Origin of the sequence: Lysinibacillus sp. JNUCC-52, assembly GCF_015999545.1 — a bacterium.
GTDB lineage: Bacteria > Bacillota > Bacilli > Bacillales_A > Planococcaceae > Lysinibacillus.
Map to the genome: position 1 here is coordinate 2,739,456 of NZ_CP065546.1, position 15,545 is coordinate 2,755,000.

A 15,545-nucleotide genomic window follows, 5' to 3' on the forward strand; every position below is an offset into this window, starting at 1 on the left:
CAAAATATAATTAAGCTTAAAAATTACTGTTTAAAAACACACTCACCTTCAATATACGTTGCAAGTGGCTTCACATTCATAATTTGGTCTTGTGATATGTCGCGAAGGTCTTCTGCTAATATAACGAAGTTCGCTTCATATCCCTCTTTCAACTGACCGACATTTTCCATACGTATCATCTTTTTCGCATCCGCAGTATAAAGCTGCAATGCTTCTTCTACTGAAATACGCTCTGCGGCGCCTAAATTTGTTCCATCATATGCAGTACGTGTAACAGCTGCCTGAATCGTTACGAATGGATTAGATGCTTCAGCCCAAGATGTCGCTGGTGCGTCTGATGATAAAGCTGTTGCAATACCTTGCTGTAAAAATGTTTGCACTCCATATAATGTTTGCGTTTTCTCTAGGCCGAGATTTTGTAGGTAGCTTTCAATTTCACAAAATAGGAAGATTGGTTGTGGCACAAACCCAATACCCCAATCAGCAGCCTTTTTCAAAGCGCTTTCTGATGGCATCGCTGCATGCTCAATACGAACAGATGGTGCATCTGTTAACCATGCTTCTTCTTCATAAAAAGTATCAACGATTAAGTCTATCGCTTTGTCGCCCATTCCATGAACGACTAATTGAATACCATACTTCCTTGCTACAGTAGACGCTGCTAAAAGTTCCTCTTTTGTCGTCATAGCAATACCTGTTTCAGTACTGTTTAAAAATGGCTCAGAAACAAGCGCTGTACGTCCCGATACACTACCATCCGAAAATAACTTAATGCCACCTATATATGCACCCGCTTGGCGATCTAAATTATCTTCTACTAATAAGTCATGCTTTTGTATATCATCCCATACATAATTAACCGCGACACGTTGCTTCAAACCTTTACTACGTGCCTTACGATATAAAGTTAAATAATCAAGAGGACTTACCGTTGCCATCATTTCTGTAATACTTGTTACGCCATAGGAAGCTAAAATATGAGAAAGCTTTACGAGTCTTGCCACAATTTCATCCTCAGAAGGTGACGGTAAATGTTGTAGCACTAAATTGCGCGCATTTTCACGCAGCACACCTGTCGGCTCTCCATTTTGATCTCGGTCAATTTGTCCCCCTTGCGGATTTGGAGTATCCTTTGTAATGCCCGCAATTTCTAGTGCTTTACTATTAACAGAAATAATATGTCCGCACGTACGCATGACGATAACAGGTAAGGCTGTCGATGCACGATCTAAATCTTCTTTTAGTGGTGCACGTTTTTCAGCAAGCTTCCCTTCATCGTAGCCCCATCCTAAAATCCAGCCACGTTGACTAGCGTCGTATTTTTGCAAAGCTACAATCATTTCTTCAATAGAAAAAATTTGAGGTGGTAGACAAGCCACTTGCTCTAGCACATCTGCTAACATTATTGGATGCATATGCGCGTCGATAATACCTGGAATAATTACTTTTCCCTGTAGATCAACAATTTCGCCCTCATATAAAGGCATATCTTCTTCTAAACCGAGCCATTGAATCTTGCCATCAGCAACAACCATTGCTGTAGCAGAGTGACTGTCGGTATTTGCTGTATAAATTTTTGCATTGCGAAAAATTTTCATTATTTTTCAACTCCTATTTCTTCAACACCAAGGTCGTTTTCGTTAGGTCGTTTGCTTTCATTACATGTCAAATCCTACTCAAAAGCCGATGGAATGGCATATAGTGTCGGGAAATACAAAGTAGTGAAAACTAGCATGTTTATAATAAACTGTTCCTTTAAACATCAATAAACTTACATAAGATTTATCTAAATAATAAAAAACTTTTAGCAATGAAAAAAGGAGATAAATTTTTATCTCCTTTTTGTAAAAAAAATTTTACAACAACTCGTATTTTAAACATTTATATTTTAGTAACTGACGTGAGATGCCTAAACGGCGCGCTGTTTCCGCTAAACGCCCTTCCGTTTCCCGCAATTTCTCCGCAATAATCAGTCGTTCATAAGCTTCTGTTAAATCTCGTAAATGCCCTGAGTGAATATTAGGCATCGACGGTTGAGCTTTTTGTTGTACCGTTCTTACAATGCGCTCTGGAATATGCTCTAGTAAAATTTCTTGCCCTGTTAAGTTGTTATAGGCTGTTTCTAGCGCATTTTTTAATTCACGCACATTGCCTGGCCAATGATATTCATAAAATAATTGAAGTACTTCATCACTATAACGAACATCCTTTTGAATTGTATGCTCATTATAAAATTGAATATAAAAATCAAGAATCGCAGGTATATCTTCTTTGCGCATATGAAGCGGTGGCAAATCTATTTGCATAACGTTCAGCCGATAAAACAAATCTTCACGTAATCTTTTTTCTGCTAAAAGTTTATCTATATCTTCATTGACCGTTGTAATATACCTAATATCTAACGGCTCCCCATGCAGTATTTTCAAATCTACTGCATGCAATAATTTCGCCTGTAATGATAGGTCCAGCATATTTAACTGATCAATTAGTAATGTGCCCCCATTCGCCTCCTGCAGTTTTCCTTGATTCCCCTCAGCATCAACACCATAAAGCTGAGAAAAAATATTATCCTCTGTCAATATTGAACAATTGAGTACAATGTACGGCTTCGTAAAACGCTCGCTTTCATTATGAATGCCTTGCGCTATTATATCCTTTCCTGTACCAGTTTCCCCTGTAATCAGAATCGGAGAGTTTTTCTTTGCCCCCCGACGTGCCTTCTCAGTTTGAGCTTTCATTTCTGCATTAACAGAAATTAAATCTTCTAAACGGTAATTTGTATAGTTATCTCGATACAATTTATGTCCGAGGAAATGATCTAAATATTTTATTTGTTTACTCTCATAAAAATGCTTTGAAAACTCAATAGCGCCAATAATTGCTCCTTCTTCGATAATCGGATAGGTTGAGCTTAGCGATGTATAACTAAAGCCATTTAACGTCGTCAAAACCTGTTCAAAGTAAATGATTGGTTGCCCTGTTTGTAGTACTTTAAAAATTGTACTTGTTTCAGTAGATAAATTTTGATAGCTATCAGTCACGGTTTTTTGGAAAAATTCATCTGGTGTTAAGCCAATCTCTAACAATATATTTAAATCTGCTAAATCATAAAAAATAGCGCAGCCTTTTTCATCGGTAATTAAAACATTATCAAACTCTCGTAATGCTTGTGTAAATTGATGTAGAACCATGAATTTTCTCCCCCCTTGTCCCCATGAATTATACTCATTATAACGAATTTTCTAAAATAATGAGAGATTCGAGTGCTAATAAAGCAAAAAAAAGCTATTTTAGAAAATCTAAAACACGATTAACTAAAATAGCTTATAGTATTGTCTTTATTTTTCTATGTGGAATTATTGCATTTCTGTCTGTTGTAGCTTGTTATTACAGATTTGCGACCACAATGGACTTTTATTTTGGTGCAATTACTGTTTTTCCGCCCATATAAGGAACTAATACTTCTGGGATTACTACGCTTCCATCCGCTTGCTGATAGTTTTCAAGGATAGCGGCTACTGTTCGACCAATCGCAAGACCTGAGCCGTTTAATGTGTGCACGTATTCTGGTTTTGCATTTGCTTCACGGCGGAAACGGATATTCGCACGGCGCGCTTGGAAATCCTCAAAGTTTGAGCAAGAAGAAATTTCACGGTACATATTTTGTGCAGGAATCCAAACTTCTAAATCATATTTTTTAGCAGCTGTAAAACCTAAATCGGCTGTACACATTTTTAATTTACGGTAAGGTAAGCCTAATAATTGCAGTACTTTTTCAGCGTGACCAGTTAATAACTCTAATTGCTCGTAAGATTCTTCAGGTTTAACAAATCGTACTAATTCTACTTTATTGAATTGGTGCTGACGAATTAAGCCACGTGTATCACGACCTGCAGAGCCCGCTTCTGAGCGGAAGCAAGCACTATATGCTGCAAAGCCCTGTGGTAAAGCTTCAATAGGCAAAATTTCATCGCGGTAGAAATTCGTAACGGGTACTTCTGCTGTTGGAATCATAAAGTAGTCTGTATCGTCTACTTTAAATACATCTTCCTCAAACTTAGGTAGCTGACCTGTACCCGTTAAGCTGTCTCGATTCACAATAACAGGTGGTAACATTTCCTCGTAGCCATGCTCTTCTGCATGTAAATCCATCATAAAGCTCATTAATGCACGTTCTAAACGAGCACCTAAGCCACGATAGAATAAGAAACGGCTTCCAGTTACTTTTGCACCGCGTTCAAAATCAACAATTTGTAAATCTGTTGCGATATCCCAGTGTGCTTTAATATCGAAATCAAATGTTGGCACTTCACCCCACGTATATTCCTCTACATTATCGTCTTCAGTAGTACCAACTGGCACAGACTCATGTGGAACGTTTGGTAAACGCATCATCATATCTTTAAATCGATCTTCTACTTCATTTAGCTGTGTATCTAACTCTTTAATCTCATCACCAACTTGACGCATACGTGCGATGACTTCATCAGCATTTTCTTTATTGCGTTTCATAACAGAGATTTGCTCAGACACTTTATTTCGTTCAGCTTTAAGCTCTTCTGCCTTTGCGATTAATTCGCGACGTTTTGTATCTAAAGCTTCAAAATCGTCTAAGTTTCCTAAATCCTCGTTACGTGTTAATAGCATTTCTTTAATTTCCGCAAAGTTTTCACGGACGCGTTTAATATCTAACATCGTTCATACCTCCAGTAATAGAATTCATAATGATGGGCATTTTATTTATGAGAGAACACAAAAAAGCCCTCATCCCATGAAAGGGACGAGAGCTACCCGCGTTGCCACCCTAATTGACCAGACATTTTGCCTAGTCCACTTATCTCATAACGGCATTTCAGCCGGCGACAGCCTACTTCATTTACTTCGACTGCGCAACTCCAGGACGGATTCACAAGTGCCTTTATCAGCTTCCACCACCCGCTGACTCTCTAAAAAAAACGTGCTTGTTACTACTTCCCATCATCGTGTTTACTTATTTAAATTTATCCATACTGTACTATATGATACGAGATTTTGCAAGTCACACCATAGTCGTCACAAAATATTCGAGAATGCGCGAATCTGTCGTTAATTCAGGATGAAATGAACATCCAAGGTAATGTCTATCACGTGCTAGCACGATTTTTCCTTCATGCTCAGCTAATACTTCCACACCTGCACCGACTGATACAATATGCGGTGCTCGAATAAAGACAGCACGTATCGCTTCACCGATAGCTGGCACATCCAATGCCACTTCAAAGCTATCTACTTGACGTCCAAATGAATTTCGAGCAACGACAACATCCATAACAGCTAAATGTGGTTCATGATTGACCAGCTCTTTAGCAAGTAAAATAAGACCTGCACAAGTGCCAAACATAGGTAATCCTTGTTGCGCAAATGTCCGTATTGGTTCCAGCAACTCATAGCGATTTAGCAACTTGCGCATCGTCGTACTTTCGCCACCTGGTAAGACAAGGCCATCGAGCCCTACTAAGTGCTCCTTGTGCTTTACTAAAACCGTTTGACACCCGAGTGCTTCTATCATTTGAACATGCTCTCGAACAGCACCCTGTAATGCTAACACTCCGATTTTTTTCATGTTACCAGCCTCGTTCTTGCATGCGTTCATTTTGACTTAGCTGTGCAATATCAATGCCTTTCATCGGTACACCAAGCTCTTTTGAAATTTCGGCAATCAATTGATAGTCTTTATAATGTGTCGTTGCTTCGACAATGGCACGTGCAAATTTCTCTGGATTTTCTGATTTAAAAATACCCGACCCAACAAATACACCATCAGCACCTAATTCCATCATCAATGCTGCATCCGCTGGCGTCGCTACACCACCAGCAGCAAAGTTTACAACTGGCAAGCGACCAAGTCTTTTAATTTCTCGTAATAATTCAAAAGGAGCACCGAGCAATTTTGCTTCTGTCATTAACTCATCCTCAGTCATTCCGACCACTTTTCGCACTTGCGCATTCACCTTACGAATATGGCGTACAGCCTCTACAATGTTACCTGTCCCTGGCTCACCTTTCGTTCGTAGCATCGATGCACCTTCACCGATTCGACGAGCTGCCTCCCCTAAATCACGACAGCCGCATACGAATGGTACTGTATAATCACTCTTTAATAAATGATACTCCTCATCCGCAGGCGTTAGGACCTCACTCTCATCGATATAATCAACGCCCATCGCTTCTAAAACTCGCGCTTCAACAATATGACCAATACGCGCCTTCGCCATTACTGGAATAGTAACAGCTCCCATAACCTCTTCCACAATACGAGGATCTGCCATGCGTGCAACACCCCCTGCCTTTCGAATATCTGAAGGTACACGCTCTAACGCCATAACAGCTACAGCCCCTGACGCTTCCGCAATTTTTGCCTGTTCTGCATTTATGACATCCATAATTACGCCACCCTTTTGCATTTCAGCCATCCCACGCTTTACTAATTCAGTTCCTGTTTGCTTCATTATTTTCTACCTCCACCTTTGTGATGAAATTTAGTATAATAGAAATTGACCATATCAAAATATTCAGTTTGTAAAATAATTATAAGGTCAGGAGAATAATTACTCATGGATATGCTCTTATTTCAGCTTGAAAAAGATGGTGGAAAACCGCTATATGATCAGCTTTACAGCGGGATTAAAGAAGCTATTATTACTAAGAAGATTACAGTTGGAGAAAAATTACCTTCAAAGCGGAAATTAGCCGATTTTTTAAATATTTCTCAAACGACTATTGAAATCGCCTATGCGCAGTTACTTGCAGAAGGGTATATTATGTCAAAATCAAGGGTCGGCTATTTTGTTGAGGACATTGATGAACTTCCCTATATTCAGCAAGACACAACCAACTTCCTAACAGAGCAGCCTCGAAAAAAATCATACACGATTGATTTTAACCCTGGTTCCATTGATATTGATGCCTTCCCATTTCAAACGTGGCGAAAATATGCAAAAGAGCTATTTGATGATGCCTCGAAGGAATTATTATTGACGGGTGAGCCACAGGGGGAATTAGCCTTACGTACGGAGATTGCGAATTATTTATATCAATCACGTGGTGTTATTTGTAGCCCTGAGCAAATTGTTATTGGCTCTGGTACTGAACAATTACTTCCGATGATACTACGTCTCTTCAGTGAAGATACTTGCTTTGCGCTCGAAAACCCTGGCTATCCCACAGTGCATCGGATGTTTTTGCAACACAAGCGAAAGGTTTGCCCAATATCTGTAGACGAAGAAGGAATACTTATTCAAGAACTAGAAAAAACAAATGCCAATGTTGTTTATATAACGCCATCACATCAATTCCCTACTGGCGCTGTATTATCTGCTACAAGACGTGCACAGGCATTAAATTGGGCGGCTCAAAGCACCTCAAGATATATCATTGAGGATGATTACGATTCTGAATTTCGTTATACTGGAAAACCAATCCCTGCTCTTCAAGCACTAGATCGCAATGACAAGGTCATCTATATGAGTACCTTTACAAAATCTTTAATGCCCTCTTTGCGAGTTGCTTATTTTGTGCTTCCACCAAAGCTGCTGGCGACTTATAATGATGTCTTTAATTATTACTCATCCACAGTACCTAGGTTTGATCAGCATATTGTAGCCAATTTTATGCGAGACGGTCACTTTTCTAAGCATTTAAATCGAATGCGAAAAGTATATAGAAAAAAGCATGAGAAGCTAACTACAATTTTAGAACATTATTCTACTCAAATTAAAATAACAGGAGAGCAAGCAGGCATGCACATTTTGCTCAATGTCCAACATGACTTATCCGAGAAGCAACTACAGCAAAGTGCTAATACTGCTGGAATAGGGATCTATCCATTATCTGATTATCGCCTTGATGAAAATACAACCTCACAAGCTCAATTTTTACTTGGCTTTGGCGGAATACCAGTGCAGGAAATTGAAACATCCGTTGAGAAATTAATGAATTGCTGGGCAATACAACACAAACAACCATCTACATCACGATTAAAGTGATAAGATGGTTGTTTATTTTTATCCATTTTCTTTAAGTTGAATATTATAATGCGTAAACCATGTATGAATTTGCCCTAAATAAGCTAACAGTTGCGGACCAGCCATTAATTGTCCATACCAAGGCACTTTAAATGAACTTCCTCCAGACTCAATTAACGTCACTAGTTTTTCTCTGTCGAAAAATTCATGAAGAACTGAATTTTTATCTTTTAATATGTCTTTTAACCATTTTTGAACACCTGCTGTATAAACAGGATGATACGTTTTCGGATATGGATTCTTTTTGCGGTATAACACTTCCTCTGGCAATAAATGCGACATCGCCTTTCGAAGTAAGCCTTTCTCCATACCGTCTAAATTTTTCATTTCCCAAGGAATATTCCACGCATATTCTACAAGCCGATGATCTGCAAATGGGACGCGCACCTCTAGACTTGCACCCATACTCATCCGATCTTTTCTTTCTAGCAATGTTTGCATAAACCACACCATGTTTAAATAAAACATTTTACGATGCTGTGCTGCCTCTGAGCTTTCCCCCTCTAGATAAGGAACTTCGCCAATCGTTTGATCATATACTTGCTGTGCATAATGTTCTACGTCTAGCTTGTTGTGCCATTCCTCTCGCAACATAGCTGTTCTTTCGGGAAGTGATCGAATCCATGGAAAGCCTGTAGTTTTTTCTTTGAACCATGGATAGCCACCGAATATTTCATCTGCACATTCCCCAGATAAAGCGACCGTAAAATCTTTTTTTATTTCTCTGCAAAACCATAATAATGAGGAGTCAACGTCCGCCATTCCAGGACTATCTCTGACAATGACAGCTTCTATTAACAAATCAATTAATTGTTGTTGTGAAATTTGTTCAGCATGATGTGTTGTATTAAAGGAGTCGTTCATTTTTTTAATCCAATACGTGTCAGTTGAAGTTTGAAAAGCGTGAGGGTTAAAGAAACGTTCGTTATCCTCATAATCGATTGAGTACGTATGAAGCTTACCTTTATTTTGTTGCTGGAAGCTATTTGCCGCAATACCTGTAATAATACTAGAATCTAAACCTCCAGACAGAAATGTGCAAATCGGTACATCTGATACAAGTTGTCGTTCGATAGCATCTGTCAGTAAATAGCGTACATGATCAATTGTCTCTTCCAATGACTCTTCATGTTTTTTGCTTTGAAGCTGCCAATATTGCCATATACGTATGCCATCTCTCGAATACCTCATTGCGTATCCTGGCCGTAATTCATTAATATTATGAAATAGCGACTTACCAGGTGTTTTAGATGGTCCTACAGCCATTATTGTAGCAAGCCCTTCTGTATTAACGAGTGGATGTACTGCTGGATGAGCAAACAGCGCCTTGACCTCTGATGCAAAAAGTAACCCCTCTTGCTGCTCCGTATAAAATAGAGGCTTTACTCCAAGACGGTCACGGCACAGGAAAAGCGATTCTGTTTGTTCCTCCCACACACCAAAGGCGAATATGCCGTTTAAATAGTTCACACATTGTTCTTTCCACTCGATATAAGCAGTTATTAATACTTCCGTATCTGACTGTGTTGTAAAAACATGCCCTCTTGTTTGCAGCTCTTTACGTAATTCTTCTGTATTATACAGCTCGCCATTGTATGTAATGGCATAGTTTACGCCATCATGTTTTTTCATCATCGGTTGCTTGCCACCTACTAAATCAATAACCGCTAACCGTCGATGGCCAAATGCGATATGTTCGTTACACCAAGTATTTTCATCATCAGGGCCTCGTTTACTTAAAGCTTGCGCCATAGACTTTATGATTTTATCACTTGAACGTAAATCCTTTTTAAAGCTAGACCACCCTGTAATACCACACATTTAGCCACATCCTTTCGCCTATTAGCGTATGCGCTTAGGCTGAAAAATGTGAAAAAAAAACACGTTATGCTTTTTCAAACATAAACGTGTTCTTTATACTTAGCGATTAAAATAAGCCACCAACAAAGTCAGTAATACCGCCCCATAAGTTGCCGAAGAAGTTACCGATACCTTGGAAGAATAGAGCAAAGCCACTTGCGCGTTCAACAGATGCTGTTGTCACAACGTCAGATGCAAATTCCTTGCCATCGATAAAGCCGTAGTCTGTGCCTTCTGTGCGCTCAATCACGACTTTCCCTACAACCGTATCTTTCTTAACTTTAGCTTCAAGGCTTTTTTTATCTAATATTAATTTAGGTTGATATAAATCTTTTTCAGAAGACTTCACCATAAATGAAATTGGTTCTTTCACAGCGATCGCTACTTTATCTTCTTTCCCTTTTGTAACTTTTACTGTCTTTTGATCTTTAAACGTATAGTTCGCTGGGATTACTTCATGCTTTGTAAATTGTGAAAAGCCGTAGTTAAATAATTTTGCTGTAGCATCAAAACGTGCTTTATACGAGCCTTGTCCATTGGCATCTACAGCTTTCATTACAACTGCGATTAAACGTGTGCCATTGCGTTCTGCAGTACCTGTGAAGCAATGCCCTGCAAAGTTTGTAGTACCTGTTTTTAGGCCGTCTACGCCTTCATATTGGAATACTAGTCCTGGTAACATAAAGTTCCAGTTTGACATTTCAATTGCATCATCTGTCCCTGCACGGAATGTCTTTTTTGTAATCTTCGATGTTTCTAAAACTTTTGGATGATCTTTTAATAAATGATACGCTAATTTTGCTACAGACTTAGCTGGCATTACATTCTCATCTTCTGGACCTGTCCCTGCAGGGTGCATACCAAATAAATCTGCATTGTTAAGACCAGTAGCATTAACGAACTTATAGCCTTCAAGTCCAAGCTCTTCTGCCTTTTTGTTCATAAGCTTTAAGAACTCAGTTTCAGTACCAGCAATTGTTTCTGCAATAGCTACTGTCGCTGCATTAGCAGAATAGATAGCCATCGCCTCATAAAGTTCACGAATTGTATATGATCCGTCTCTTCGTAATGGTACATTACTTAAAGCACGATTTTGAGACATACGATACGTATAATCTGTAACATGATATTCCTGATCCCATTTCACCGTACCTGCATCGATTGCGTCCAGTAGTAGGTACTCTGTCATCATCTTCGTCATACTAGCGATACCTAGTGAAGTATCTGCATTTTGTTCATATAAAATTTTTCCTGAATCTGCGTCGATTAGAATCGCAGCATCTACTGTAAGCCCTAAATCTGTTTCTGCATTTGCTTTCGCAGGCATACCCGCGAATAGACTAAATAATAAAACAGGAATTAGGAGCAAACGTAATACGGTGTTCATTGATTTTTTCACCTTCATTGCCCTCCAAAAAATAATCTTGTCCTCGACATTTTATCATAGATATCATCCTACGTGCGCAATCTGTATCATAAAAAAATGCCCTCGTGCCATCTTTGTAGACGATACGAGAGCATAAAAGTTGCTAGAAATTTATTACATTGAATAGTTTGGTGATTCTTTAGTAATTTGAACATCATGAGGATGTGACTCACGAAGACCTGCACCTGTCATACGAACAAACTGAGCTTTGTCACGTAAGTACTCCAGGTTAGGAGCTCCACAATAACCCATACCTGCTCGAATACCACCGATCAATTGGTAAACTGTATCTGCTAGAGGTCCTTTATAAGGAAGTCGACCTTCAATACCTTCAGGCACTAATTTTTTCGCATCTTCTTGGAAATAACGATCTTTTGAACCTTTTTCCATTGCACCAATTGAACCCATACCGCGATAAACTTTAAAGCGACGACCTTGGAAAATTTCAGTATCCCCAGGAGATTCAGATGTACCTGCAAGAAGTGAACCAAGCATTACGATGTTACCACCTGCTGCAAGGGCTTTTACGATATCTCCAGAGTATTTAATACCACCATCAGCAATAATTGTTTTACCAAGCTCACGAGCTACTGTAGCGCAATCATAAATAGCTGTAATTTGAGGTACACCTACACCTGCAACAACACGAGTTGTACAAATTGATCCTGGTCCAATACCAACTTTCACTACATCTGCACCAGCCTCAAATAGTGCACGAGCGCCGTCTCCAGTTGCTACGTTACCAGCAATGATTTCTAGTTCAGGGTATGTTTCACGGATAGAACGAATTGTTTGTAGTACGCCCTCTGAGTGGCCATGTGCTGTATCGATTACTACGATATCTACTTGTGCTTCCACCAGCTTCTCAATGCGAACCATTGTATCTTTAGAAACACCTACTGCTGCACCTACTAATAAACGACCATGTACATCTTTCGCAGCTTTCGGGAATTCAATTACCTTTTCAATATCCTTAATTGTAATTAAGCCAGTTAATTTACCATCTTCATCTACAATAGGAAGTTTTTCAATTTTATATTGTTGAAGAATTTTTTCAGCATCCTCTAAAGTCGTTCCAACAGGCGCTGTAATCAAATCTTCTTTTGTCATTACATCTTCAATTTTTAAAGAGTAGTCAGAAATAAATCGTAAATCGCGGTTTGTTATAATACCTACTAGTTTTTGGTTTTCCATACTATCAACAATCGGTACACCTGAAATTCGGTATTTCCCCATTAAATGTTCAGCATCAAAAACTTGGTGGGTTGGAGTTAAGAAGAATGGGTTTGTAATAACGCCATTTTCAGATCGTTTTACTTTTTCAACTTGTTCTGCTTGCTCATCGATTCCCATATTTTTATGGATAATACCGATACCACCTTGACGTGCCATAGCAATTGCCATCTTAGATTCTGTTACTGTATCCATGCCTGCACTGACCATCGGAATATTTAATTTAATCTTTGGTGTTAGTTGAACTGATAAATCAACATCTTTCGGTAATACTTCTGAATGAGCTGGTACTAATAATACATCATCAAAAGTTAAACCTTCTTTGGCAAATTTAGATTCCCACATTTTCGTAACTTCCTCCTATAGTTAAAAGAATATTAATTGTAAGATTAACAACGAGTCATGCTACTGTCAAGAAACTTCTAAAAGAAAGACAATTCAGATATTTCATCCTAGTAAAATTTATACCCATTTCTCTATTTTTAAGACCGTATTTCTATATTTAATGTATAGTTTTTTCTATTTTATCTGTTTTTCTTGTATTAGACTAACTAACTAAAAAAGACTCATATCTTGAAATATCAAATTTAAGATTAGAAATCTTGTATTCTTTCATATGTATTTTTTTCACAAATTTTAACAAAGAAAATAGTGATATAAGCCATATTAGCATTCTAACAAAACCTAAATAAAAAAACAGCCAGCTATTGCTGACTGCTTTGTGTGCCTAGCGACGTCCTACTCTCACAGGGGGAAGCCCCCAACTACCATCGGCGCTAAAGAGCTTAACTTCCGTGTTCGGTATGGGAACGGGTGTGACCTCTTTGCCATCATCACTAGACTATGTTCGGCTTTCAATATACATCGTATCTTGAAACCCTCTTAATTGAAAGTGTTGTTCTTTCAAAACTGGATAAACGGTTCATTGAATGTTTCAAACTTTTTTGGTTAAGTCCTCGATCGATTAGTATTCGTCAGCTCCATGTGTCACCACACTTCCACCTCGAACCTATCTACCTCATCGTCTTTGAGGGATCTTACTTACTTGCGTAATGGGAAATCTCATCTTGAGGGGGGCTTCATGCTTAGATGCTTTCAGCACTTATCCCGTCCACACATAGCTACCCAGCGATGCCTTTGGCAAGACAACTGGTACACCAGCGGTGTGTCCATCCCGGTCCTCTCGTACTAAGGACAGCTCCTCTCAAATTTCCTACGCCCACGACGGATAGGGACCGAACTGTCTCACGACGTTCTGAACCCAGCTCGCGTACCGCTTTAATGGGCGAACAGCCCAACCCTTGGGACCGACTACAGCCCCAGGATGCGATGAGCCGACATCGAGGTGCCAAACCTCCCCGTCGATGTGGACTCTTGGGGGAGATAAGCCTGTTATCCCCGGGGTAGCTTTTATCCGTTGAGCGATGGCCCTTCCATGCGGAACCACCGGATCACTAAGCCCGTCTTTCGACCCTGCTCGACTTGTAGGTCTCGCAGTCAAGCTCCCTTGTGCCTTTACACTCTACGAATGATTTCCAACCATTCTGAGGGAACCTTTGGGCGCCTCCGTTACCTTTTAGGAGGCGACCGCCCCAGTCAAACTGTCCGCCTGACACTGTCTCCTGCCCCGCTAAGGGGCATGGGTTAGAATTTCAATACAACCAGGGTAGTATCCCACCGACGCCTCCTTCGAAGCTGGCGCTCCGAGATCTCTGGCTCCTACCTATCCTGTACAAGTTGTACCAAAATTCAATATCAGGCTACAGTAAAGCTCCACGGGGTCTTTCCGTCCTGTCGCGGGTAACCTGCATCTTCACAGGTACTATAATTTCACCGAGTCTCTCGTTGAGACAGTGCCCAGATCGTTACGCCTTTCGTGCGGGTCGGAACTTACCCGACAAGGAATTTCGCTACCTTAGGACCGTTATAGTTACGGCCGCCGTTTACTGGGGCTTCAATTCGCAGCTTCGCTTGCGCTAACCACTCCTCTTAACCTTCCAGCACCGGGCAGGCGTCAGCCCCTATACGTCACCTTACGGTTTTGCAGAGACCTGTGTTTTTGCTAAACAGTCGCCTGGGCCTATTCACTGCGGCTCTCGTGCGCTTGCACGCTCAAGAGCACCCCTTCTCCCGAAGTTACGGGGTCATTTTGCCGAGTTCCTTAACGAGAGTTCTCTCGCACACCTTAGGATTCTCTCCTCGACTACCTGTGTCGGTTTGCGGTACGGGCACCTCTCACCTCGATAGAGGCTTTTCTTGGCAGTGTGAAATCAGGAACTTCGTCCATACGGACTCGCCATCACAGCTCAACGTTACAGTGTGCGGATTTGCCTACACACACGCCTTACTGCTTGGACGCGCACAACCAACGGCGCGCTTACCCTATCCTACTGCGTCCCCCCATTTCTCAAACGGTGAGGAGGTGGTACAGGAATATCAACCTGTTGTCCATCGCCTACGCCTATCGGCCTCGGCTTAGGTCCCGACTAACCCTGAGCGGACGAGCCTTCCTCAGGAAACCTTAGTCATACGGTGGACGGGATTCTCACCCGTCTTTCGCTACTCATACCGGCATTCTCACTTCTAAGCGCTCCACCAGTCCTTCCGGTCTGACTTCAACGCACTTAGAACGCTCTCCTACCACTGACATCGTAGATGTCAATCCACAGCTTCGGTGAATCGTTTAGCCCCGATACATTTTCGGCGCAGCGTCACTCGACCAGTGAGCTATTACGCACTCTTTAAATGATGGCTGCTTCTAAGCCAACATCCTGGTTGTCTGTGCAACGCCACATCCTTTTCCACTTAACGATTACTTTGGGACCTTAGCTGGTGGTCTGGGCTGTTTCCCTTTTGACTACGGATCTTATCACTCGCAGTCTGACTCCCGTGTATAAATATCTGGCATTCGGAGTTTGTCTGAATTCGGTAAACCGGGATGGCCCCCTAGTCCAAACAGTGCT

Annotated in this window: 9 protein-coding genes, 2 rRNA genes and 1 other annotated feature (1 of these 12 only partly in view); of the genes, 1 reads left to right on the top strand and 10 read right to left on the bottom strand. The window is 40.5% G+C overall.

Annotated features, from left to right (window positions below; translation table 11 throughout):
- Positions 1–23: 23 nt before the first annotated feature.
- The 5 genes from JNUCC52_RS13535 to pdxS all read right to left on the bottom strand — a co-directional run bounded on the left by JNUCC52_RS13535 (position 24) and on the right by pdxS (position 6,488).
- Entirely contained in the window at positions 24–1,598 is a 1,575-nt protein-coding gene (locus tag JNUCC52_RS13535) for an amidohydrolase (protein ID WP_337980148.1), read from the bottom strand.
- 258 nt (positions 1,599–1,856) lie between these two features.
- Complete coding sequence (locus tag JNUCC52_RS13540; protein WP_228134220.1) at positions 1,857–3,191, bottom strand: sigma 54-interacting transcriptional regulator; 1,335 nt, start codon at positions 3,189–3,191, stop codon at positions 1,857–1,859.
- Between the two features lie 223 nt (positions 3,192–3,414).
- Positions 3,415–4,695, bottom strand: coding sequence for a serine--tRNA ligase (gene serS / locus JNUCC52_RS13545; RefSeq protein ID WP_228134219.1), 1,281 nt, complete (start codon positions 4,693–4,695; stop codon positions 3,415–3,417).
- 78 nt (positions 4,696–4,773) lie between these two features.
- Positions 4,774–4,990: a binding site (T-box leader), on the bottom strand.
- Between the two features lie 48 nt (positions 4,991–5,038).
- Positions 5,039–5,602: a pyridoxal 5'-phosphate synthase glutaminase subunit PdxT gene (gene pdxT / locus JNUCC52_RS13550; protein ID WP_228134218.1), complete on the bottom strand. Its 564-nt coding sequence runs from the start codon at positions 5,600–5,602 to the stop codon at positions 5,039–5,041.
- 1 nt (position 5,603) lies between these two features.
- A complete protein-coding gene (pdxS, locus tag JNUCC52_RS13555; protein ID WP_139860494.1) occupies positions 5,604–6,488 on the bottom strand; it encodes a pyridoxal 5'-phosphate synthase lyase subunit PdxS in 885 nt (294 codons plus the stop codon).
- Positions 6,489–6,593: 105 nt separating this feature from the next.
- Between pdxS and pdxR the strand changes: the two genes are divergently transcribed.
- Positions 6,594–8,024 (top strand): MocR-like pyridoxine biosynthesis transcription factor PdxR, encoded by a 1,431-nt coding sequence (gene pdxR / locus JNUCC52_RS13560; RefSeq protein ID WP_337980149.1) that lies wholly within the window; start codon positions 6,594–6,596, stop codon positions 8,022–8,024.
- 18 nt (positions 8,025–8,042) lie between these two features.
- On the opposite strand, the gene asnB is transcribed toward pdxR, so the two are convergent.
- The 5 genes from asnB to JNUCC52_RS13585 all read right to left on the bottom strand — a co-directional run.
- Entirely contained in the window at positions 8,043–9,884 is a 1,842-nt protein-coding gene (gene asnB, locus JNUCC52_RS13565; protein WP_337980150.1) for an asparagine synthase (glutamine-hydrolyzing), read from the bottom strand.
- 106 nt (positions 9,885–9,990) lie between these two features.
- On the bottom strand, positions 9,991–11,328 hold the full coding sequence (locus JNUCC52_RS13570; RefSeq protein WP_228134215.1) for a D-alanyl-D-alanine carboxypeptidase family protein: 1,338 nt from the start codon (positions 11,326–11,328) through the stop codon (positions 9,991–9,993).
- 135 nt (positions 11,329–11,463) lie between these two features.
- Positions 11,464–12,927, bottom strand: a complete 1,464-nt coding sequence (gene guaB / locus JNUCC52_RS13575; protein ID WP_228134214.1) for an IMP dehydrogenase — start codon at positions 12,925–12,927, stop codon at positions 11,464–11,466.
- A gap of 380 nt (positions 12,928–13,307) precedes the next feature.
- Positions 13,308–13,423: ribosomal RNA gene (gene rrf / locus JNUCC52_RS13580) — 5S ribosomal RNA — on the bottom strand.
- 103 nt (positions 13,424–13,526) lie between these two features.
- Positions 13,527–15,545 (bottom strand): 23S ribosomal RNA (locus JNUCC52_RS13585) (it continues 909 nt past the right edge of the window).